The organism is Pseudomonas sp. PICF6 (assembly GCF_009831705.1).
Taxonomy (GTDB): domain Bacteria; phylum Pseudomonadota; class Gammaproteobacteria; order Pseudomonadales; family Pseudomonadaceae; genus Aquipseudomonas; species Aquipseudomonas rhizophila.
The window spans coordinates 157,162-178,888 of the sequence record NZ_WUUD01000035.1 but is presented as its reverse complement, the minus strand read 5'-3'; the positions used below and the strand labels follow the sequence as shown (position 1 = coordinate 178,888).

Sequence of the window (21,727 nt, the reverse complement as noted above, 5' to 3'; positions counted from 1 at the left end):
CAGTTCACCGCCCCGCTGGCCGCCGCTTTGCTGCGGCCCTGGCGCCCCTGGTCCAACCGTCCCGCACGGGGTCTGGCATTCACCCCCGCGGGCGAACGGGGGCGAATGCCTAGGGCTTTTTTGGCCAGCTCGGCACGTCACGCCGAGTGCCGATGGGCAATGCCCGGGCCGGCAGGTCACCCCACTGGCCCTGGCCTTCGTCAGGCCTGGCGGTTTGATCGGCGGTGGCTGGCGGCGCCTGGGACGGCGCAGGGGCCGAAGGCTCGCGCCTGCGATGACGCAATGCAAACTCGGCGACCGCATCAATGTCCTCAACGGCAATGGCATCCGCCCCGCGCCACGCAGCATGGGCGCGGGCGGCCCGCAGCCAGACCAGGTCCGCGCGCAAGCCATCGACCCCAGCGGCAAAACAACGCTCGGTGATCTGCGCCAGCGCCTGGTCATCCAGAGGAATCTGCATCAACCGGTCGCGAGCCTGTTGGCAGCGTTCGCGCAACTGCCGCTGGGTCGGTTCCCATTCCGCGCAGAACGCCGCCGGATCACTGTCGAAATCCAGCCGCCGACGAATAATCTGCCCGCGCTCAAGCGGTGCGGTGTGGCCGTCCAGCGCCACGTTCAGGCCGAAACGGTCGAGCAACTGCGGACGCAATTCACCCTCTTCCGGGTTCATGGTGCCGATCAATACAAAACGCGCCGAATGCCGGTGTGAGATGCCGTCACGCTCGATCAGGTTGGTGCCGCTGGCGGCCACGTCCAGCAACAGGTCCACCAGGTGGTCGGGCAGCAGGTTCACTTCATCGACATACAACACCCCGGCGTCGGCCTTGGCCAAAACGCCGGGAGAGAACTGCGCGCGCCCCTCCCCCAGGGCCGCGTCCAGATCCAGGGTGCCCACCAGCCGCTCTTCAGTGGCGCCCAAAGGCAAGGTGACGAACTGACCGCTGGCCAACAGGTCCGCCAGCCCCCGGGCCAGCGTAGACTTCGCCATGCCCCGTGGGCCTTCGATGAGCACACCGCCGATTTTCGGATCGATCGCAGCCAGGCACAGGGCCAGTTTCAGGTCATCGGCCCCGACCACGGCGCAGAGCGGGAAATGAGGGGTGTCGGTCATGTTGAACTCTCAAAGGTGGTCGGTAACGTCGATGTGAACAGAGTACTTGTGGCGAGGGGATTTATCCCCGTTGGACTGCAAAGCAGGCCTCCCAATGTGGACAAGAGGGTCGCTTCGCAGCCCAGCGGGGATAAACCCCCTCACCACAGGTCAACCCATCACAGGGGTTGTGTATAGCCCGTCGAATGGGCAAGTCAGCTGTCTTCTTCTATGTCCAACAACAAGTTCTCCAGCGCCTCTCGATACTCCCCGGGCTCCTGCCACATTCCGCGCTGCTGCGCTTCGAGCATGCGCTCGGTCATGTCGCGCAAGGCATCGGGGTTGTGCTGGCGAACGAAATCGCGGGTATCGGGGTCGAGCAGATAAGCCTCGGCCAGCAAGGCGTACTGGTGATCGTCGATCAACTGCGTGGTGGCGTCGAAGGCGAACAGGTTGTCCACCGTCGCCGCCAGTTCAAACGCACCTTTATAGCCGTGGCGCTTGATCCCGTCGATCCACTTCGGATTGGCCGCCCGGGAACGAATGACGCGGTTGAGCTCTTCTTTCAACGTGCGGATCTTGGGCAAGTCCGGCTGGCTGTGGTCGCCGTGGTAACTGGCCGCCGTTGCGCCGCCAAGGGTCTCCACCGCCGCCAGCATGCCGCCCTGGAATTGGTAGTAATCGTTGGAATCGAGCAGGTCGTGTTCGCGGTTGTCCTGGTTCTGCAACACCGCCTGCACCTGGCTAAGGCGCCGGGAGAACTGCTCCCGGGCGGCAGTGCCTTCATCGCCGGCGCCGTAGGCGTAGCCACCCCAATTCAGGTAGACCTGCGCCAGGTCTTCGCGGCTCTGCCACAGGCGGCCGTCGATGGCACCCTGCACACCCGCGCCGTAGGCGCCGGGCTTGGCGCCGAAGATCCGCCACCCGGCCTGACGGGCCGCGACCTCGGGTTCAAGGCCCGATTCCAACAGGGCCTGGCGCTCGCTGCGCACCTTCGCCGCCAAGGGGTTCATGTCGTCCGGTTCGTCGAGGGCGGCGACGGCCTGCACCGCTGCATCGAACAGGCGGATCAGATTGGCAAAGGCGTCCCGGAAGAACCCGGAGACCCGCAGCGTGACATCGACCCGAGGCCGGTCCAGCAGACTCAACGGCAGGATCTCGAAATCGTCGACTCGTTGGCTGCCCGTGGCCCACACCGGACGCACGCCCATCAACGCCATGGCCTGGGCAATGTCGTCACCGCCGGTGCGCATGGTGGCGGTGCCCCACACCGAAAGCCCCAATTGACGCAGGTGATCGCCGTGGTCCTGCAAGTGCCGCTCAAGGATCAGGGACGCCGACTGAAAACCGATGCGCCACGCGGTGGTAGTCGGCAGGTTGCGCACGTCCACCGAGAAGAAGTTGCGCCCGGTGGGCAGCACATCCAGGCGCCCGCGACTGGGCGCACCGCTGGGGCCGGCCGGCACGAAGCGCCCGCTCAAGGCATCGAGCAAACCGCGCATTTCCGCCGGGCCGCAAGCGTCCAGACGCGGAGCCACGACGCCGCGCAGGTTTTCAATAATGCTGTTCACCGTTTCCCAACCCGGCGCCTCAAGTTGCGCGACCACGCCCTCCAGGGCCTGCTCGATCAATTGCCCGGCGAACAATTCCAAACGTTCACGAGTATCGCCAGCGGTCCGCCAAGGTTCGTCGCTGAGCCGACGCAAGGCTTCGGGACAAGCGCCGGTCCAGGGTTCGGCCAGCGCACAATCCAGCGGATCGAAACCCAGTGCAAAGGCCTTGGCCAGCGCCCGCAGCAAACTCGACTGCGCGCCCTTGCCATCCCCCCGGGGAATGCGCAGCAACGCCAGCAAGGTGTCGATGCGCAACCGTTGTGTGGGCGACTCGCCAAAAATGTGCAGGCCGTCACGGATCTGCGACTCCTTCAGATCGCACAGGTAAGTGTCCAGGCGCGGCAGCCAGATTGCCACGTCAGCGTCGTCGTCCAGTTGCAACTCGCGGTCGATGTGGGTTTCGCGCACCAGATTCAGAATGTCTCGCTGCAGTTCCCGGGCGCGGCGTGGGTCGAGCAGTTGCGCTTCGTAGTATTCGTCAGCCAACAGCTCAAGGTTACGCAGCGGCCCATAGGTTTCGGCCCGGGTCAGCGGCGGCATCAAGTGATCGATAATCACGGCCTGGGTGCGACGCTTGGCCTGGGCGCCCTCGCCCGGGTCATTGACGATGAACGGATAGATGTTCGGCAACGGTCCCAGCAGCGCATCCGGCCAGCAGTTTTCCGACAGCCCGACGCCCTTGCCCGGCAGCCATTCGAGATTGCCATGCTTGCCGACATGAATCAGCGCGTGAACCCCGTAGGTGTTGCGCAGCCAGAAATAAAACGCCAGGTAGCCATGGGGCGGCACCAGGTCCGGGTCGTGGTACACGGCGCTCGGATCGACCTGATAGCCTCGAGCCGGCTGGATGCCGACGAACGTCAGGCCCAGGCGCACACCCGCGATCATCAGCCGGCCATCGCGGAACATCGGGTCCTGTTCGGGCGCGCCCCAGCGCTCCAGCACCGCCTGGCGATTGGCCTCGGGCAATGCGTCGAACATGGCCCGGTAAGCATCCAGCGCCAGGCTCTGGTGACAGGGCCGTTGGTCAAGACTGTCCAGGTCGTTGCTTACCCCGCCGAGCAACTGCTGGATCAGCGCGGTGCCGCTCGCAGGCAGTTCAGCCGGCAGCGGATAGCCCTCGGCCTCCAAGGCCCGCAGGATATTCACTGCCGCCGCCGGGGTGTCCAGGCCGACGCCGTTACCGATGCGCCCATCCCGGGTCGGGTAGTTGGCGAGGATCAGCGCCACGCGCTTTTGCGAGTTAGGCAGGCACGCCAGGGTAGTCCAGCGCCACGCCAGCTCAGCGACAAAATCCATGCGCTCGGGCACGGCCCGGTAGCAGACCACATCGCTCTGGCTGCGCTCGCTGCGCCAGGCCAGGTCCTTGAAACTGATGGGGCGACTGATGATCCGCCCGTCCAGTTCTGGCAGGGCAATGTGCATCGCCAGGTCCCGCGGGCCCAGACCCTGCTCACTGGCGCGCCAGCCAGGCTCGTTGTCCTGGGCGCAGATCGCCTGGATCACTGGGATATTGCGGCGAAACGGTCGCAAGTGCGGCGCTTCGGGGCTCGATTGGGCGAAACCGGTGGTGTTGAGGATCACCCCCGCCGCCACCTCATCCAGCCAGTCTTCAACCAAGGCCAGGCAAGCAGGCTCCTTGAGGCTCGCCACGGCAATGGGCAAGGGATTGAGCCCCGCCGCTTGCAGACGCTGGCAAAACACGTCGATGAACGCCGTGTTCGCTGCTTGCAGGTGGGAGCGATAAAACAGCACCGCCGCCACCGGCTGCCCGGCCCGCCAGTCGCTTTGCCAATCACTCAGGCTGGCGTTGGTTCGTTCCGGATGGTAGATCGCCGTGCGCGGCAGGGTTTGCGGTTCGCCCCAAGGATAGTCGCGACCGAACCATTGGCTGGCCAGGTTATGGAACAGGTCCAGGGCATTGCCCAAACCGCCTTGGCGCAGGAACTGCCAGAGCCGGTCCCGATCCTCATTGGGCACGTTGCTCAGGTCGCTGAGTTCCGGGTCGGGTCGATCGTCCCCCGGCACCAGGATCAGCTTCACCCCGCGCTCGGCCAGTTCCATAAGACGTTCAATGCCGTAGCGCCAATAACCGATGCCGCCATGCAGGGAAAGCAGGATGACCTTGGCGTGACGCAACACGTCGTCGAAATACAGATCCACCGAGGCGTGGTTTTGCACCTGCATCGGGTTGGCGAGGCGAAACTGCGGATAGTCGTCCGGCAACTGCCGCGCCGCTTCGGCCAGCAGCGCCAGGCTGGAGTCGCCGCTGCACAGGATCACCAGCTCGGCGGGGGTTTGTCCGAGATCGGCAATGTTGTCGTCCGACACGAAACCGCCGGGCTGGGTCCTGAGCAGGTGCATGGCTTAGACGCTGAGGGCGGCGCGCAATTGCGCTTCGAGCAGCCCGGCATCCAGCGCCTGGCCGATCAGCACCAGACGGGTCACCCGCGCTTCATCGGCGCCCCACTGCCGGTCGAAATGTTTGTCGAAGCGCGTGCCCACGCCCTGGATCAGCAAACGCATCGGCTTGCCAGGAATGGCCGCGAACCCCTTGACCCGTAGCACGCCGTGCTGGACCACCAACTGGGTCAGCGCGTCCAGCAGCAGGCTTTCGTCGGCCTGGGGCAGCTCGATGGAAATAGAGTCGAACGCGTCATGATCATGGTCATCATCGTCGCCGTCATGGTGATGATCGTGATGGCTGTGGCGGCTGTCGATGTGCTCCTCGGAGCCGGCGCCCAGGCCGATCAACACTTCCAAAGGCAAGCGGCCGCTGCTGGCTTCGATGACCTTGACCGCCGGCGGCAGTTCTTCGGCCACTTCCAGGCGCACCTTGGCCAGGTCTTCAGGGCTGATCAGGTCGGCTTTGTTGAGGATCACCAGGTCGGCGCTCGCCAGTTGATCGGCGAACAGCTCGTGCAGCGGTGATTCGTGGTCCAGGTTGGGGTCAAGTTTGCGCTGGGCATCGACCTGGTCCGGGAACGCGGCGAACGTGCCGGCGGCCACGGCCGGGCTGTCGACCACGGTGATGACCGCATCGACGGTGCAGGCGCTGCGGATTTCCGGCCACTGGAAAGCCTGGACCAGCGGTTTGGGCAGGGCCAGGCCCGAGGTTTCGATAAGGATGTGATCGAGGTCACCGCGCCGCGCCACCAACTCGCGCATCACCGGGAAAAACTCTTCCTGCACGGTGCAGCACAGGCAACCGTTGGCCAGTTCATAGACGCGACCGTTGGCTTCTTCTTCGGTGCAGCCGATCGAGCACTGCTTGAGGATCTCGCCGTCGATACCCAGCTCGCCGAACTCATTGACGATCACGGCGATGCGGCGGCCCTGGGCGTTGTCGAGCATGTGCCGCAGCAAGGTGGTTTTACCCGAGCCGAGGAAGCCGGTGACGATGGTGACAGGGAGTTTGGCCAGTGTTTTCATCGGATGCCCTTTGGCAAGGTGGCGGGCAAACGGGACGACAACCCGCACGCATGGGCGCACGCGGAAGATTTCGCCACCGGATCACCCCGCCCGGTTGTAGTGAGAATCTGTGTCGAGGCAGGTCTCCTGGCTGACGGCGGGCCAGTCATTCGACTGGCAGTTACTGCGCCTTCCCGTGCACCCTTGGTCAAGAGCATGCACAGTGGCCTTGCAGAAACATCACCGTTCACAGTTGCGGGGGCAGCCGCGGCTTGGACCGCGTTCCCTTCTTAGCTTCGGCCAATGCCGAAGAACCTCGAAGGCGCAAGGCTACGCAGGGTGTGGGGGCGGGTCAATGTCCGCAGGTGAGTTCTGTGGTGTCTTGCGGGCCCTATCGCGAGCAGGCTCGCTCCCACAGTAAATCTCGCCGATCACAAAATTCATGTTCAACAAAGCTCAACTGTGGGAGCGAGCCTGCTCGCGATGGGCGCAACGGGTATCAGCCAATTGACGCCCCGCCCCCGCCCATGCTCTCCTGTGCGCCTAGTTACGGGTGCCCTTCACAGGGTGAAACGGGAAACCGGTGAATCGTGTGCTTTACTTCAAGGCCACGTCAGTCCGGTGCTGCCCCCGCAACGGTAAGCGAGAGAAGCGTCAGATCCACTGTGCCTCACGGTATGGGAAGGTGACGCTTGTCGGCCAGGCACAAGCCCTGCCCCTCGCGAGCCCGGAGACCGGCCCATGACTCATGCATCAACAAACCCGCGGTGGGCGGGCGCTGTTCGAACCTTGGCGGGCCTGCGCCCGGGGTTTCATTGCGCTCGCTTCACCCGATGACAAGAGACCATAGGGAAGCGCCATGTCGACCATCAGCAGCACCGCCCGTACCGCCAGCAGCTCCACGACCCTGAGCCAGCGCCTGAGCGCGGCGATTTTCGCCTCGATCCTCGGTGCAGGCCTGGTCTATTTCGCCGGTTTCTCCCACATCGAAGCGGTGCACAACGCGGCCCACGACACCCGCCACAGCGCCGCATTCCCGTGCCATTGAGACCTGACGACATGATCAAGCGTATCGCGCAAACCGCCGGTTTCAGCGGGTTGCTGGCCGCCCTGCTGCTAACCCTCCTCCAGAGTTTCTGGGTATCGCCGCTGATTCTGCAGGCCGAAACCTACGAAAGCGCACCGGCTACCGAGCACCATGAGCACGCCGCTGGGGCCGTTCACTCCCATGATGCCCAAGCGTGGGAGCCGGAAGACGGTTGGCAACGACTGCTCTCCACCACCGGCGGCAATCTGGTGGTCGCGGTGGGTTTCGCCCTGATGTTGGCGGGCTTGTACACCCTGCGGGCGCCGACTCGCACGTCCCAGGGATTGCTTTGGGGTTTGGCCGGTTATGCCACGTTTGTCCTGGCCCCCACCCTCGGCCTGCCACCGGAGCTGCCTGGTACGGCGGCGGCCGATCTGGCCCAACGGCAGATGTGGTGGATCGGCACGGCGGCCTCCACTGCGGTAGGTATCGCCCTGATTGTCTTCGGCAGGCATTGGTTGCTCAAACTGTTGGGCGTGGCGACCTTGCTGGTGCCCCATGTCATCGGTGCGCCGCAGCCTGAGGTCCACTCGATGCTGGCGCCCGAAGCACTTGAAAGCCAGTTCAAGCTCGCCTCGCAAGTGACCAACGTCGCGTTCTGGCTGGCCTTGGGCCTGGTCAGCGCATGGTTGTTCCGGCGTGGCGACCAGGCTCAGCACGACGCATGAGCACCGGGCCGATCCTGGTGGTCGGCCTGGGCTGTCAACGCGGCTGCCCGGCCAGCACGCTGCGAGAACTGCTTGATCAGACTTTGCGGGCACACGGCATCGAGCTCTCTGAGGTTCGCGCCTTGGCCAGTATCGACCTCAAGCGTGACGAGCCGGGCCTGCTGGAGCTGGCCGAGCAACTGGAGTTGCCGCTGACCTGTTTCAATGCCGAGCAATTGTCCAGCTACCAGCAGCGGCTCAGTCACCGCTCCGAGATCGCTTTTGAACGCACCGGTTGCTATGGCATCGCCGAAAGCGCTGCCCTGGCCCTGGCCGACCGGTTGGGCGCGACACCTGCGACGCTGTTGATTCCTCGCCAAAAGACCCCAAGCGCCACGCTGGCATTGGCGGTGACGTCGTAAAACCCGATAATTCGCGCCCTGGATCATGAGCGATCTTCATTCAAAGGGTCGCCCACTCACCTTTAGGAACCGGTCATGACCGTTTATTTCATTGGCGCCGGCCCTGGCGACCCGGAACTGATCACTGTCAAAGGTCAGCGACTGATCCGCAGCTGCGCGCTGATCATTTACGCCGGCTCCCTGGTGCCCACAGCCGTGCTGGAAGGCCACAGCGCCGAACAGGTGGTCAACAGCGCCGAGCTGCACCTGGAGCAGATTATCGAGTTGATCAAGGCCGCTCACTTCAAGGGCCAGGACGTGGCCAGGGTGCACTCCGGCGACCCGAGCCTGTATGGCGCCATTGGCGAGCAGATTCGGTGCCTGCGGGAACTGGACATCCCGTTCGAGATCATCCCCGGCGTGACCGCGACCTCCGCCTGCGCCGCCCTGCTGGGCGCCGAACTGACCTTGCCGGACGTGTCCCAAAGCCTGATCCTCACCCGCTACGCAGACAAAACCGTGATGCCCGCCGGCGAAGAACTGGGCAGCCTGGCGCAGCACGGGGCGAGCATGGCGATTCATTTGGGCGTCAATCATCTGGAAAAAATCGTCAGCGAACTGCTGCCCCACTACGGCGCGGATTGTCCGATCGCAGTGATTCACCGGGCGACATGGCCGGATCAGGATTGGGTGGTGGGTACGCTGGCTGACATTGCCGAAAAGGTCCAGGCCAAGGGCTTTCGACGCACGGCGCTGATCTTGGTGGGACGCGTGCTGGGTAATGATGTGTTCAGTGAGTCGTCGCTCTACCGCGCCGGGCACGCGCATCTCTACAGGCCCTGAAAATACAACTTTAAGAGCGAGCTTGCTCCCACAGGGATTTGCGGCGATTAAAAAATCGAACATCACCGCCGCCCCAATGTGGGAGCGGGCTTGCTCGCGAAAGCGGTGGATCAGCTTGCGCGGATGTCGGATCCACCCATAAAAAACGGCGCTCACGGGCGCCGTTTTTTCTATCCGCAGCGAACACCTATCAGTAGTAGGCGTTTTCTTTCTGCGTGTGGTCGGTCACGTCGCGCACGCCCTTGAGCTCCGGGATACGCTCGAGCAAGGTGCGCTCGATGCCTTCCTTCAAGGTCACGTCGGCCTGGCCGCAGCCCTGGCAACCGCCGCCGAACTGGAGCACGGCGATGCCGTCTTCCACCACGTCTATCAGCGATACCTGGCCGCCGTGGCTGGCCAGCCCCGGGTTGATTTCGGTTTGCAGGTAATAATTGATGCGCTCGTTGACCGGGCTGTCGGCATTGACCATCGGCACCTTGGCGTTCGGCGCCTTGATGGTCAACTGGCCGCCCATGCGGTCGGTGGCATAGTCGACCACCGCGTCGTCCAGGAACGCTTCGCTGAACGAGTCGATGTACGCGGTGAAGCTCTTGAGCCCCAGCGCGGTGTCTTCAGGTTTCTCTTCCCCCGGCTTGCAGTAGGCAATGCAGGTTTCAGCGTACTGGGTGCCGGGCTGGGTGATGAAGATGCGGATCCCGATACCTGGGGTGTTCTGCTTGGACAGCAGGTCGGCCAGGTAATCGTGGGCGGCATCGGTAATGGTAATGGCGGTCATGGAAACTCCTCGCAGGCTTGTCGGCAGTTTACGCCAATCATCGCGCCGGACAAAGTCCTAGTATTTTTGTCAGGAAAGCGCCCGGATATCCTGGTCAGAGGTTCTGGTAGCGATTCATGTCCAGCACCCCACTTTCCAGCGGCTGCGTCTCCTGCAGGTAGTGGCTCAGGTCATGGAAGTACTGCCAGAACTGCGGGTGACTGCGCCGAATGCCCCAGCGCTCGACAATCCGCTCGAACGCCTGCCCGTCCCGGGCGCCCTCCATGGCGTCGACAAAGGCCGGCACTTGCTCGGCGGGGATGTTGAAGATGAAGTTCGGATAGCTGCTCAGCACACCCGGAAAGACCGTCAAGGTGTCCAGCCCCGGCTGGTATCGCAGCGCCTCGCCGAGCAAAAATGCCACGTTACTGTGAGCGCGGTTGCGTAGCAGACTGTAGACCTCACGGCGACCGCTGACGGTTTCGACGCGCAACATGGTCGCTTCCGGCAACTGGTTGATGACGCTCAGGCCCGCCGCCGGTCGGGAAGACAGGCGACTGAGGGCCTGTTCGGCGTTCTGTAAGGCCGGATCAATGTTCGGACGCGAGCAATAGGCGCCATTACACCGGTTGATCGGATCGGGCCGCGCGTTCAAGTCGCCATAACGAACCAGCAATTGCTGGACGAAATCGCGCTTGGGATCATCTTCGTCAAGCTTGAGCGCGGTGGGTTTATCGTCGTCGATAGCCTCGTAATCGAGCCACATCTTGAATTTTCCGCCCGACTGATACCAATCGTTGAGGTAGTCCTCGCGGGAATCGGCTGGCATCAGGCGCAGGAAGTTCTGCTCCGCACCGTTGCGAATCAGGTCGAAATACAGTCGCGTCTGGGCCTGGTGGGACACGTTGCCGAACACGTCGAAGTTCACCGCCAACTGATAATAAGTGCGCTCCAGCAATGGAAAGTCGAACAGCCACATCGTCTGCGGCACCTCGCCAATCAGGCCCTTGGTGACCGAAGCACTGTCGAAATGCCGGAAAATGCTCAGCAAGGCATTGTCGTTGCCGGCCCACAGCGTCGACCAACTGGGCGCAGGCAGGTCGGCGTAGTTGTCGCGACGCAAGGCTTCGTACTCGTTGCGCTTGTCCCGGTAGTCCAGCCACAGGCTCAGGACGCTGCCCACGTCGTCATTCTGCCCCGGCATCGCCAGCAACGGTGTGGCCTGGCCGCGGTAATTGGGGTCGGTGATGTACAGATCATGTTCCGGGGCCTGGAACAACGCCCAGAAGTTGTCGCGAATCACGTCCGTGGCGATCTGGCCCCGGCAAACCGGGCCGCGGATAAATGTGCGCACGAAATACTCGGCGTTATCGAGCATGAACTGATAGCGGGCCTGGGCCGGGATCGCCTCGAAGGTGGAAAACGGGTTGGCCCGGCGCTCCGGGCCGTACCCTGGCAACGCAGTGACCTGCCATCTGCCGCTGTAGAACAGGCTCTTGATCCGCGCCATTTTCGCCGCGCTCAACCCGTAGGTGATGTGGGTCTTGTGCACGATCACCCCTTGTACCGGCCAGAGCCGGTAATACACACGGGTGCCTGGGTCATCGTTCGGGCGGCGGGTGTTGATCAGATCGATTGGCTGGCCGGTAGGCGTGCGCGAACGTACCCACTGGAAGAAATGCCCCGGCTCGCCATCCTTGAAATAGATGTGCGCCAGAAACCAATGCTCGAACAACCACCGGCCCACCAGGCTTTCCCGGGCGCCGGGGGCGTTGAGCAGGTTTTCCCACTGCACCACCTGCAACGCTTCGGCGGCGCTCGGCGCCAGCGCTTGCTGATCGATGGGTGCACCCGCGGCCAGCCAGCGCTGCAAGGTCTGATATTGCTGGTCGGTCAGGCCAGTGACCGCCAGAGGCATGCCTTCCTTGGGATGCGCGGCGGCGTACTCGTCGAATTGCCCCGGCATCGGGCAGCTGTTGTCACGCTCAAGCCCAAGCACGATGTCCTGGGGCAGCTTGGCGTTGGGCTGCAACGGTGTGTTGTGGCCCAGTTCGAGCATCTGCGCCATCAGCGCGGCCTGACTGCCTTGAGCATCCAGCACGGAATAGAAGCCTTTGCGCTGCCAGGCCCGCTGGCCGGAGGCGTCATAGAACAAACGGGTGGGTTCGGCAGCCTGGCGTCGTTCACCGTCATAGACTGGCAGCTTGCTCGCGCCCCGGGACACGCCTTCGCCACTGCCCAGGTTCAATTGGCACGCAGAGTCATAGCAGGCGTGGCAGGCGACGCATTTTTCCGTGAAGATCGGCTGGATATCGCGAGTGTAGGAAATCGCCGGGGCGGGATCCTTTGCCACTGAGTAAAAAGACAACAGCAGCAACAGACTGCCGAATAAGACGCGGTACGGCATGTCTCGGGTCCCTAAGAGATAATCCGGCGATTCTACCGGGCCGCCATCGCGATGCAAACATGAGCAGGATTCATGCAAAAGCCACCCATGATCAAATCCTGTACAGGTTTGCTATCATCCCCGCCTTCGTAATGGTCTTTTTCCAGGTAGTCCTATGTCCGATCGCAGCGCTCGCCTTTATCTTCTCCAGCAGGCCCTCAAGGAACGCATTCTGATCCTCGACGGCGGCATGGGCACGATGATCCAGAGCTACAAGCTTGAGGAACAGGACTATCGCGGCAAGCGTTTCGCCGAGTGGCCGAGCGACGTCAAGGGCAACAATGATTTGTTGGTCCTGAGCCGTCCGGATGTGATCGGCGCCATCGAAAAAGCCTACCTGGATGCCGGTGCCGACATTCTGGAAACCAACACCTTCAACGCCACCCAGGTGTCCCAGGCCGACTACGGCATGCAGGGCCTGGCCTACGAGCTGAACCTGGAAGGCGCGCGCCTGGCCCGCAAGGTCGCCGACGCCAAGACCCTGGAAACACCGGACAAGCCGCGCTTCGTAGCCGGCGTGCTGGGCCCGACCAGCCGCACCTGCTCGCTGTCGCCAGACGTGAACAACCCCGGCTACCGCAACGTGACCTTCGACGAGCTGGTGGAGAACTACACCGAGGCCACCAAGGGCCTGATCGAAGGCGGCGCCGACCTGATCCTCATCGAAACCATTTTCGACACGCTCAATGCCAAGGCAGCGATTTTCGCCGTGCAAGGGGTGTATGAGGAATTAGGCGTCGAACTGCCGATCATGATCTCCGGCACCATCACCGACGCGTCCGGCCGCACCCTGTCCGGCCAGACCACCGAAGCCTTCTGGAACTCCGTCGCCCACGCCAAGCCGATTTCCGTTGGGTTGAACTGCGCCCTCGGTGCCAGCGAACTGCGCCCGTACCTCGAAGAACTGTCGAACAAGGCCAGCACCCACGTATCGGCGCACCCGAACGCCGGTCTGCCCAATGAATTCGGTGAATACGACGAACTGCCGGTGGACACCGCCAAAGTCATCGAAGAGTTTGCCCAAAGCGGCTTCCTGAACATCGTCGGCGGCTGCTGTGGCACCACCCCGGCGCACATCGAAGCCATCGCCAAGGCCGTGGCCGGCTACGCACCGCGCCAGATTCCGGAGATCCCGCGGGCTTGCCGCCTGTCGGGCCTGGAACCGTTCACCATCGATCGCAGCTCCTTGTTCGTCAACGTCGGCGAGCGGACCAACATCACCGGTTCGGCCAAGTTCGCCCGCCTTATCCGCGAAGACAACTACACCGAAGCCCTGGAAGTGGCCCTGCAGCAGGTCGAGGCCGGCGCGCAGGTGATCGACATCAACATGGACGAGGGCATGCTCGATTCGAAGAAGGCCATGGTGACCTTCCTCAATCTGATTGCCGGCGAACCGGATATTTCCCGCGTGCCGATCATGATCGACTCCTCCAAGTGGGAAGTGATCGAAGCGGGCCTCAAGTGCATCCAGGGCAAGGGCATCGTCAACTCCATCAGCATGAAGGAAGGCGTCGAGCAGTTCATCCATCACGCCAAGTTGTGCAAACGCTACGGCGCCGCCGTGGTGGTGATGGCCTTCGACGAAGCTGGCCAGGCCGATACCGAAGCGCGCAAGAAGGAAATCTGCAAGCGCTCCTACGACATCCTGGTCAATGAAGTCGGCTTCCCGCCGGAAGACATCATCTTTGACCCGAACATCTTCGCCGTCGCCACCGGTATCGAAGAGCACAACAACTATGCCGTGGATTTCATCAACGCCTGCGCCTACATCCGCGACGAACTGCCTTATGCGCTGACCTCGGGTGGCGTGTCCAACGTGTCCTTCTCGTTCCGGGGCAACAACCCGGTGCGCGAGGCGATTCATTCGGTGTTCCTGCTCTATGCAATCCGCTCGGGCCTGACCATGGGCATCGTCAACGCCGGCCAACTGGAGATCTACGACCAGATCCCGGTGGAACTGCGCGACGCGGTGGAAGACGTGATCCTCAACCGCACGCCTGAAGGCACCGACGCCCTGCTCGCCATCGCCGACAAGTACAAGGGCGACGGCAGCGTCAAGGAAGCGGAAACCGAAGAGTGGCGTGGCTGGGAAGTGAACAAGCGCCTGGAACACGCGCTGGTCAAGGGCATCACCACGCACATCGTCGAAGACACCGAGGAATCGCGGCTGTCGTTCGCCCGCCCGATCGAAGTCATCGAAGGCCCGTTGATGGCCGGCATGAATATCGTCGGCGACCTGTTCGGCGCCGGCAAAATGTTCCTGCCCCAAGTGGTGAAGTCCGCCCGGGTGATGAAGCAGGCCGTGGCCCACCTGATTCCATTCATCGAGGCGGAAAAAGGCGACAAGCCAGAAGCCAAGGGCAAGATCCTCATGGCCACGGTCAAGGGCGACGTCCACGACATCGGCAAGAATATCGTCGGCGTGGTGCTCGGTTGCAACGGCTATGACGTGGTCGACCTGGGCGTGATGGTGCCGGCAGAGAAGATCCTGCAGGTGGCCAAGGAGCAGAAGTGCGACATCATCGGGCTGTCCGGCCTGATCACTCCGTCCCTGGACGAGATGGTGCATGTGGCCCGCGAGATGCAGCGCCAGGATTTCCACCTGCCCCTGATGATCGGTGGCGCCACGACCTCCAAGGCCCACACGGCAGTGAAGATCGAACCCAAGTACAGCAACGACGCGGTGATCTACGTCACCGACGCCTCGCGCGCCGTGGGCGTGGCCACCCAGTTGCTGTCCAAGGAACTCAAGCCGGCATTCGTCGAGAAAACCCGCCTGGAGTACATCGACGTTCGCGAGCGCACCGCCAACCGCAGCGCCCGTACCGAACGCTTGAGCTACCCGGCCGCCGTGGCGAAAAAACCGCAGTTCGACTGGAGCAGCTACCAGCCGGTCAAGCCGACCTTTACCGGCGCCAAGGTGCTGGACAACATTGACCTCAACGTCCTGGCCGAATACATCGACTGGACACCGTTCTTCATTTCCTGGGACCTGGCCGGCAAGTACCCGCGCATCCTCACCGACGAAGTGGTCGGAGAAGCGGCTACTGCCCTGTACGCCGATGCCCGGGCGATGCTGCGCAAGCTCATCGACGAGAAACTCATCAGCGCCCGCGCCGTGTTCGGCTTCTGGCCGGCCAACCAGGTGCATGACGACGACCTGGAAGTCTATGGCGAGGATGGCAAGCCACTGGCCCGCCTGCATCACCTGCGCCAGCAGATCATCAAGACCGATGGCAAGCCGAACTTCTCCCTGGCCGACTTCGTCGCGCCCAAGGACAGCGGTGTGACCGACTACGTGGGCGGCTTCATCACCACCGCCGGCATCGGCGCCGAAGAAGTCGCCAAGGCCTACCAGGAAGCCGGCGACGACTACAACTCGATCATGGTCAAGGCCCTGGCCGACCGCTTGGCCGAGGCCTGCGCCGAATGGCTGCACCAGCAGGTGCGCAAGGAACATTGGGGTTACGCCAAGGACGAAAGCCTGGACAACGACGCCCTGATCAAGGAGCAATACACCGGCATCCGCCCTGCCCCCGGTTACCCGGCCTGCCCGGATCACACCGAAAAGGCCACCTTGTTCCGCCTGCTCGACCCCGAGGCCAGCGAACTGAAGGCTGGACGCAGCGGCGTATTCCTCACCGAGCATTACGCCATGTTCCCGGCGGCAGCCGTCAGCGGCTGGTATTTCGCCCATCCCCAGGCGCAATACTTCGCCGTGGGCAAGATCGACAAGGATCAGGTCCAGAGCTATACCGCGCGCAAAGGCCAGGACTTGAGCGTGACTGAGCGCTGGTTGGCGCCGAATTTGGGTTACGACAACTAAGAGCCTTAAAGGATCGCAGGCTCCTACAGGGTTTTGTGTATTGCTGTAGAGGCTGCCGCAGGTTGCGATCTTTTGTCTATGCTTGTTCCAAACCCATGGCAGACGAGGGATTTATGGACGATCCGATCGACAACAAGCCGCCGACCCTGTGGCAGATGGTGCACAGTGTGCTGGCTGCCGCCTTCGGCGTGCAGAGCGGCAAGAATCGCGCCCGTGACTTCACCCACGGCAAGCCGAGTCACTTCGTGGTATTGGGCATCGCCTTCACGGTGATCTTCGCCCTGACACTGTTTGGCTTCGTCAAGCTGGTGGTGCATCTGGCGGGGTTGTAAATCTGTCTACGACACACATAACCCCCCTGTGGGAGCGAGCCTGCTCGCGATAGCGGTTTGTCAGTCACCTCATGGCTGACTGAACCACCGCTATCGCGAGCAGGCTCGCTCCCACAGTTTTTTCACCACCGCTCTATTGGTGACTGACCCAGAACACCGCGGTGCCCACCACCAGGATAATCAGGAACAAAATGGCCCAGGCATCAACAGTACTGTCGCTTTTCCTTGCTTTGGTCGGATTGCTCATTGCATCGCCTCTTGTCGGTTTTGTAGGTGATTGCATAGGGACTCGACCACAGTTAAGACGATGATTGCCCGCACGACAAATGTGGGTTAGGCAATAATCAATCCCATTAGTCGATTTGGTTCTTTACATATACTCAAACATCACTTTTGCGCATAACTCAAAACAGGTATCTTGCACCGGCTCCTGTAGGAGTGCGCGGCCGTGCGCGCAGAATTGCCGAGGCAGAATCCGATTCCAGCGAGCCAACACGCAGCTGTTTCTGATCGGCCCAAGCCTGAGAACGAGACTTATATGTACGTATATGACGAGTACGATCAGCGGATCATCGAGGACCGCGTCAAGCAGTTCCGTGATCAGACCCGACGCTATCTGGCAGGCGAGCTGAGCGAAGAAGAATTCCGCCCTCTGCGTTTGCAGAATGGCCTGTATATCCAGCGCTTCGCCCCGATGCTGCGCGTAGCGGTGCCCTATGGCCAACTGACCTCGCGTCAGGTGCGCATGCTGGCCAAGATTGCCCGCGACTACGACAAAGGCTATGCCCACATCAGTACCCGCCAGAACGTCCAGTACAACTGGCCGGCCCTGGAAGATGTGCCCCAGATCCTGGCTGAACTGGCCACCGTGCAGATGCACGCGATCCAGACCAGCGGCAACTGCCTGCGCAACGTCACTACCGACCAATTCGCCGGTGTCGCGGCCGATGAGTTGATCGACCCGCGCCCCTGGTGCGAGATCGTTCGCCAGTGGACCACCTTCCACCCGGAATTCGCCTACCTGCCGCGCAAGTTCAAGATCGCCATCAATGGCTCGACCTCGGACCGTGCGGCCATTGAAGTCCATGACATCGGCCTGGAGACGGTCTACAACGCCGCCGGCGAGCTGGGCTTCCGTGTGCTGGTGGGCGGCGGCCTGGGCCGTACGCCGGTGGTCGGCGCGTTCATCAACGAGTTCTTGCCATGGCAGGACCTGCTGAGCTACCTCGACGCCATCCTGCGGGTGTACAACCGCTACGGCCGTCGTGACAACAAGTACAAGGCGCGGATCAAGATCCTGGTCAAGGCCCTTACGCCAGAAGTGTTCGCCGAAAAGGTCGAAGCCGAAATGGCTCACCTGCGCGGCGGCCAGACCACCCTGACCGAAGCCGAAGTCCATCGCGTAGCCAAGCATTTCGTCGACCCGGACTACAAGGCCCTGAGCAACCAGGACGCCGAGCTGGCCGCGCTCGACAAAGAACATCCGGGCTTCGCCCGCTGGCGCACTCGCAACACCCTGGCCCACAAGAAACCGGGCTACGTCGCGGTGACCCTGTCCCTGAAGCCGACCGGCGTCGCGCCGGGCGACATCACCGACAAGCAGCTGGACGCCGTGGCCGACCTGGCTGAGCGCTACAGCTTCGGTCAACTGCGCACCTCCCACGAACAGAACATCATCCTGGCGGACGTTGAACAGAGCCAGTTGTTCACCCTGTGGGGCGAGTTGCGCGAGCAAGGGTTCGCCACGCCGAACATCGGCCTGCTGACCGACATAATCTGCTGCCCGGGCGGCGATTTCTGCTCCCTGGCCAACGCCAAGTCGATCCCTATCGCCGAGTCGATCCAGCGTCGTTTCGACGACTTGGACTACCTGTTCGACATCGGCGAGCTGGACCTGAACATTTCCGGTTGCATGAACGCCTGTGGTCACCACCACGTCGGCCACATCGGCATCCTGGGCGTGGACAAGAAAGGCGAGGAGTTCTACCAGGTCTCCCTGGGCGGCAGCGGTAGCCGCGACGCCAGCCTGGGCAAGATCCTCGGCCCATCGTTTGCCCAGGACGACATGCCTGACGTGATCGAGAAGCTGATCGACGTTTACATCGAACAACGTACCGAAGACGAGCGTTTCATCGACACTTATCAACGTATCGGCATCGACCTCTTCAAGGAACGCGTCTATGCAGCGAATAATTAAGAACGACGAGGTTATCGACGAAACCTGGCACCTGCTGCCCAAGGACGCGACCCTCGATGGTATTTCCAACTGCGACGACCTGATCGTGCCCCTGGCCCTGTGGCGCGATCATGCTCACGCCCTCAAGGCCCGCGATGGCGGCCTGGGTGTGTGGCTGGACGCCGACGAAGAGGCGGAGGAAATCGGTGATGACGCCAATCAGTTCCAGGTCATCGCCCTGAACTTCCCGGCCTTCACCGACGGGCGCAGCTACTCCAACGCTCGCCTGCTGCGTGAGCGTTATGGCTTCAAGGGCGAATTGCGGGCGATTGGCGATGTGCTGCGCGACCAATTGTTCTACATGCGCCGTTGCGGTTTCGACGCCTTTGCCTTGCGCGCCGACAAGGACCCCTTTGAAGCCCTCGAAAGCCTCAAGGATTTCTCGGTGACCTACCAGGCTGCCACTGACGAACCGTTGCCGTTGTTTCGTCGTCGCTGAAACCTGATACAAAAAAAGCCCTGATCCGGGTGTTCCGGTTCAGGGCTTTTTTATGGATGGATGATTGGTGCGGAACCTGATCTTCAGCTCACCCTGAACCCAATGTGGGAGCGAGCCTGCTCGCGATAGCGGCTCGCCTGAGCAGGTGATGCTGGATGAACCACCGTCATCGCGAGCAGGCTCGCTCCCACAGGGTTAGCCGTTACCAGAACCGCTGCTGGGTCAGGCGGCTCCACCAACTGAGCAGCACCCGGTCCACCGAACCACTGGCCGCCATGCCAATACGCTCCTGCAAACTTTTGCGCTCGGCGTAGTGCAAGTGGTACAGCTCGGCACTCTTGGCTCGTTCGGCCAGGTATTCATCGCTGGTTTTCAGCTCGTCCACCAGGCGCTTGTCCAATGCTGCGACGCCCAGCCAGACTTCGCCAGTCGCCACTTCATCAATGGCCAGTTGCGGACGGTAGTTGGACACGAAGTTCTTGAACAACTCATGGGTGATGTCCAGGTCTTCCTGGAACTTCTCCCGACCCTTCTCGGTGTTTTCGCCAAACACCGTCAACGTGCGCTTGTATTCACCGGCCGTCAGCACTTCAAAATCGATGTCGTGCTTCTTCAGGAGACGGTTGACGTTTGGCAACTGGGCCACGACGCCGATGGAGCCAAGAATGGCAAAAGGCGCGCTGATGATCTTCTCGCCGATGCACGCCATCATGTAGCCGCCGCTGGCCGCGACCTTGTCGATGCACACCGTCAGCGGCACGCCGGCCTGACGGATCCGGGCCAGTTGCGAGGAGGCCAGACCGTAGCTGTGGACCATGCCGCCACCGCTTTCCAGGCGCAACACCACTTCATCCTTCGGGGTCGCCAGGGTCAGCAATGCGGTGATTTCATGACGAAGGCTCTCGGTGGCCGAGGCTTTGATGTCACCGTCAAAATCCAGCACGAATACCCGAGGCTTGGCCGCCGGCTTGTCCTTGTGTTTCTTGGCGGCCTTTTCAGCCTTGCCTTCGGTCTTGCGCAGGGCCTTGAGCTGGTCTTTATCCAGCAGCGTCTGCTCCAGGCGCTCACGCAGTCCCTTGTAGAAGTCGTTGAGTTTGCTCACCTGCAACTGGCCGGCAGACTTGCGCCGGCCCTTGCTGCGCAGGGCAGCAAAACTGGCCAGCACCACCAGGATGGCGATCACCAGCGTCACGGTCTTGGCCAGGAAACTGGCGTATTCGATGAAAAACTCCACGATGGCTCCTAATAAATTCAAAACGCCGCTCAAGGGCGGGCACTCAACACGTTCAGCATACCCATGCGCCTGCGCCACGACCAGCCGTGAAACCTGTGGTTACCTTAACGGGAGCGCAGCTGGACAAGGCTGTAACAGGCATTTCAAACAAGCGTATGTTTTTTCATTGACAGCTCACCGCCATCCTCATAACCTCGCCAAACCTTCAACGTACCGGGATGACGCGGACGTGGGCAGTATCTATCTGATTCGACATGGCCAGGCCTCCTTTGGTGCGGACGACTACGATGTCCTTTCGCCAAACGGTGTACGCCAGGCCCAAGTGCTGGGCAGCCACCTGGCCGAACTGGGTGTCGTGTTCGATCGCTGCCTCTCGGGCGACCTGCGTCGCCAGCAGGATACCGCCACCGGTGCGCTGGGCCAGATGTCCGCCGCCGGGCTGCCGGTTCCCGGGCTGGAGATCGATTCGGCGTTCAATGAGTTCGATGCCGACGCGGTGATCCGCGCCCTGCTGCCGGACATGCTGCCCCAGGAACCCGAAGCCCTGTACATTCTGCGCAATGCCGCACAGAACCGCGCCGAGTTCCAGCGCATCTTCGCGTTGATCATCGAGCGCTGGCTCAGCGGCCAGTACGACCCGCCCGAACTGGAAAGCTGGCTGGGTTTCGTCGAACGCGTGCAGACCGGCCTGCAGCGCATTCTGGAGCAAGCCGACAATTCCCAGAAAATCGCCGTGTTCACTTCCGGCGGGACCATCACCGCCCTGCTCCACCTGATCACCCAGATGCCTGCGCGGCAGGCCTTCGAACTGAACTGGCAAATCGTCAACACCTCGCTCAACCACCTGAAATTCAGGGGCCGCGAGGTGGCCCTGGCTTCCTTCAACAGTCATGCCCACCTGCAACTGCTGAAGGCCCCGGACCTCATCACCTTTCGCTGAGTCCGGATCACTGTAGACCCTTGCTGTATAACCCAAATAAGGATCGAAACCATGACCTCCGTAGCCGACGCCGTACAAGCCATGAAAGCCAAGTTCAACCCAGACGCCGCTACCGGCCTGGACTTGATATTTGGTTTCAACATCACTGACGAAGACAAGCACTACGCCCTGATCGTCAAGGATGGCACCTGTGAGCTGCAAGAAGGCGAAAATGAGAACGCCAACTGCACGCTGATCATGGACAGCGAAACCCTCAAGGGCATCGTCAGCGGCGATACCGACGGCATGCAAGCGTTCATGGGCGGCAAGCTGCGCGTCGAAGGCGACATGATGCTGTCGATGAAGCTGTCCGAATTGTTCCCGGCCTGAGTCTGCTTGCCCTTTCTACGGGCGCCCTGGCTGCAAACGAATCCCGCCTCTGTGGCGGG

The 21,727-nt window shown here is 62.1% G+C and carries 16 protein-coding genes and 2 riboswitches; of the genes, 10 read left to right on the top strand and 6 right to left on the bottom strand.

What is annotated here, in order from left to right:
- Positions 1 to 109 precede the first annotated feature (109 nt).
- From GSM73_RS25405 to cobW, 3 genes are all read right to left on the bottom strand, one after another.
- Positions 110 to 1,111 carry an ATP-binding protein gene (locus tag GSM73_RS25405; RefSeq protein WP_107322655.1) on the bottom strand — a complete coding sequence of 334 codons (1,002 nt, stop codon included), beginning with the start codon at positions 1,109 to 1,111 and terminating at the stop codon, positions 110 to 112.
- Positions 1,112 to 1,305: 194 nt separating this feature from the next.
- A complete protein-coding gene (gene cobN, locus GSM73_RS25400; RefSeq protein WP_160894183.1) occupies positions 1,306 to 5,067 on the bottom strand; it encodes a cobaltochelatase subunit CobN in 3,762 nt (1,253 codons plus the stop codon).
- Positions 5,068 to 5,070: 3 nt separating this feature from the next.
- Positions 5,071 to 6,135 carry a cobalamin biosynthesis protein CobW gene (cobW, locus tag GSM73_RS25395; protein ID WP_047227829.1) on the bottom strand — a complete coding sequence of 355 codons (1,065 nt, stop codon included), beginning with the start codon at positions 6,133 to 6,135 and terminating at the stop codon, positions 5,071 to 5,073.
- A 98-nt stretch (positions 6,136 to 6,233) separates the two neighbouring features.
- Positions 6,234 to 6,448: riboswitch (cobalamin riboswitch) on the bottom strand.
- 200 nt (positions 6,449 to 6,648) lie between these two features.
- Positions 6,649 to 6,872, top strand: a riboswitch (cobalamin riboswitch).
- Between the two features lie 101 nt (positions 6,873 to 6,973).
- On the opposite strand from cobW, the gene GSM73_RS25390 reads away from it, so the two are divergent.
- The 4 genes from GSM73_RS25390 to cobM all read left to right on the top strand — a co-directional run bounded on the left by GSM73_RS25390 (position 6,974) and on the right by cobM (position 9,092).
- Positions 6,974 to 7,162, top strand: coding sequence for a CbtB-domain containing protein (locus GSM73_RS25390; protein ID WP_047227828.1), 189 nt, complete (start codon positions 6,974 to 6,976; stop codon positions 7,160 to 7,162).
- Between the two features lie 11 nt (positions 7,163 to 7,173).
- Positions 7,174 to 7,869 (top strand): CbtA family protein, encoded by a 696-nt coding sequence (locus tag GSM73_RS25385; RefSeq protein WP_047227827.1) that lies wholly within the window; start codon positions 7,174 to 7,176, stop codon positions 7,867 to 7,869.
- Complete coding sequence (locus tag GSM73_RS25380) at positions 7,866 to 8,270, top strand: cobalamin biosynthesis protein (protein ID WP_076384038.1); 405 nt, start codon at positions 7,866 to 7,868, stop codon at positions 8,268 to 8,270. Before GSM73_RS25385 ends, GSM73_RS25380 begins: the two co-directional genes overlap by 4 nt.
- 75 nt (positions 8,271 to 8,345) lie before the next feature.
- Positions 8,346 to 9,092 (top strand): precorrin-4 C(11)-methyltransferase, encoded by a 747-nt coding sequence (gene cobM, locus GSM73_RS25375; RefSeq protein ID WP_047227825.1) that lies wholly within the window; start codon positions 8,346 to 8,348, stop codon positions 9,090 to 9,092.
- 190 nt (positions 9,093 to 9,282) lie between these two features.
- Here the strand turns inward: cobM and nfuA are convergent, their stop codons facing one another.
- Positions 9,283 to 9,867, bottom strand: coding sequence for a Fe-S biogenesis protein NfuA (gene nfuA, locus GSM73_RS25370; protein ID WP_003182850.1), 585 nt, complete (start codon positions 9,865 to 9,867; stop codon positions 9,283 to 9,285).
- 94 nt (positions 9,868 to 9,961) lie between these two features.
- Positions 9,962 to 12,253 carry a fatty acid cis/trans isomerase gene (locus GSM73_RS25365; RefSeq protein ID WP_160894181.1) on the bottom strand — a complete coding sequence of 764 codons (2,292 nt, stop codon included), beginning with the start codon at positions 12,251 to 12,253 and terminating at the stop codon, positions 9,962 to 9,964.
- A gap of 154 nt (positions 12,254 to 12,407) precedes the next feature.
- On the opposite strand from GSM73_RS25365, the gene metH reads away from it, so the two are divergent.
- The 4 genes from metH to GSM73_RS25345 all read left to right on the top strand — a co-directional run bounded on the left by metH (position 12,408) and on the right by GSM73_RS25345 (position 19,125).
- Positions 12,408 to 16,118: a methionine synthase gene (gene metH / locus GSM73_RS25360; protein ID WP_160894179.1), complete on the top strand. Its 3,711-nt coding sequence runs from the start codon at positions 12,408 to 12,410 to the stop codon at positions 16,116 to 16,118.
- Between the two features lie 113 nt (positions 16,119 to 16,231).
- A complete protein-coding gene (locus GSM73_RS25355; RefSeq protein WP_160894177.1) occupies positions 16,232 to 16,450 on the top strand; it encodes a DUF2970 domain-containing protein in 219 nt (72 codons plus the stop codon).
- A 538-nt stretch (positions 16,451 to 16,988) separates the two neighbouring features.
- Positions 16,989 to 18,647, top strand: coding sequence for a nitrite/sulfite reductase (locus GSM73_RS25350; protein WP_047227821.1), 1,659 nt, complete (start codon positions 16,989 to 16,991; stop codon positions 18,645 to 18,647).
- Complete coding sequence (locus tag GSM73_RS25345) at positions 18,631 to 19,125, top strand: DUF934 domain-containing protein (RefSeq protein WP_047227820.1); 495 nt, start codon at positions 18,631 to 18,633, stop codon at positions 19,123 to 19,125. The genes GSM73_RS25350 and GSM73_RS25345 overlap by 17 nt, the downstream gene beginning before the upstream one ends.
- Before the next feature lie 202 nt (positions 19,126 to 19,327).
- Here GSM73_RS25345 and sohB read toward each other — a convergent pair whose 3' ends face one another.
- Positions 19,328 to 20,359: a protease SohB gene (gene sohB, locus GSM73_RS25340; protein ID WP_047227819.1), complete on the bottom strand. Its 1,032-nt coding sequence runs from the start codon at positions 20,357 to 20,359 to the stop codon at positions 19,328 to 19,330.
- Between the two features lie 229 nt (positions 20,360 to 20,588).
- Here sohB and GSM73_RS25335 point away from each other — a divergent pair, with 229 nt between their 5' ends.
- On the top strand, positions 20,589 to 21,299 hold the full coding sequence (locus tag GSM73_RS25335) for a histidine phosphatase family protein (protein ID WP_047227818.1): 711 nt from the start codon (positions 20,589 to 20,591) through the stop codon (positions 21,297 to 21,299).
- A 51-nt stretch (positions 21,300 to 21,350) separates the two neighbouring features.
- A complete protein-coding gene (locus GSM73_RS25330) occupies positions 21,351 to 21,668 on the top strand; it encodes an SCP2 sterol-binding domain-containing protein (RefSeq protein WP_160894175.1) in 318 nt (105 codons plus the stop codon).
- The last annotated feature ends 59 nt before the right edge of the window (positions 21,669 to 21,727 follow it).

Excerpts from the sequence above, each read along its gene's own strand:
- GSM73_RS25405 (WP_107322655.1), bottom strand. The coding sequence starts at position 1,111 with ATGACCGACACCCCTCATTTCCCGCTCTGCGCCGTGGTCGGGGCCGAT.
- cobN (WP_160894183.1), bottom strand. The coding sequence starts at position 5,067 with ATGCACCTGCTCAGGACCCAGCCCGGCGGTTTCGTGTCGGACGACAAC.
- cobW (WP_047227829.1), bottom strand. The coding sequence starts at position 6,135 with ATGAAAACACTGGCCAAACTCCCTGTCACCATCGTCACCGGCTTCCTC.
- GSM73_RS25390 (WP_047227828.1), top strand. The coding sequence starts at position 6,974 with ATGTCGACCATCAGCAGCACCGCCCGTACCGCCAGCAGCTCCACGACC.
- GSM73_RS25385 (WP_047227827.1), top strand. The coding sequence starts at position 7,174 with ATGATCAAGCGTATCGCGCAAACCGCCGGTTTCAGCGGGTTGCTGGCC.
- GSM73_RS25380 (WP_076384038.1), top strand. The coding sequence starts at position 7,866 with ATGAGCACCGGGCCGATCCTGGTGGTCGGCCTGGGCTGTCAACGCGGC.
- cobM (WP_047227825.1), top strand. The coding sequence starts at position 8,346 with ATGACCGTTTATTTCATTGGCGCCGGCCCTGGCGACCCGGAACTGATC.
- nfuA (WP_003182850.1), bottom strand. The coding sequence starts at position 9,867 with ATGACCGCCATTACCATTACCGATGCCGCCCACGATTACCTGGCCGAC.
- GSM73_RS25365 (WP_160894181.1), bottom strand. The coding sequence starts at position 12,253 with ATGCCGTACCGCGTCTTATTCGGCAGTCTGTTGCTGCTGTTGTCTTTT.
- metH (WP_160894179.1), top strand. The coding sequence starts at position 12,408 with ATGTCCGATCGCAGCGCTCGCCTTTATCTTCTCCAGCAGGCCCTCAAG.
- GSM73_RS25355 (WP_160894177.1), top strand. The coding sequence starts at position 16,232 with ATGGACGATCCGATCGACAACAAGCCGCCGACCCTGTGGCAGATGGTG.
- GSM73_RS25350 (WP_047227821.1), top strand. The coding sequence starts at position 16,989 with ATGTACGTATATGACGAGTACGATCAGCGGATCATCGAGGACCGCGTC.
- GSM73_RS25345 (WP_047227820.1), top strand. The coding sequence starts at position 18,631 with ATGCAGCGAATAATTAAGAACGACGAGGTTATCGACGAAACCTGGCAC.
- GSM73_RS25330 (WP_160894175.1), top strand. The coding sequence starts at position 21,351 with ATGACCTCCGTAGCCGACGCCGTACAAGCCATGAAAGCCAAGTTCAAC.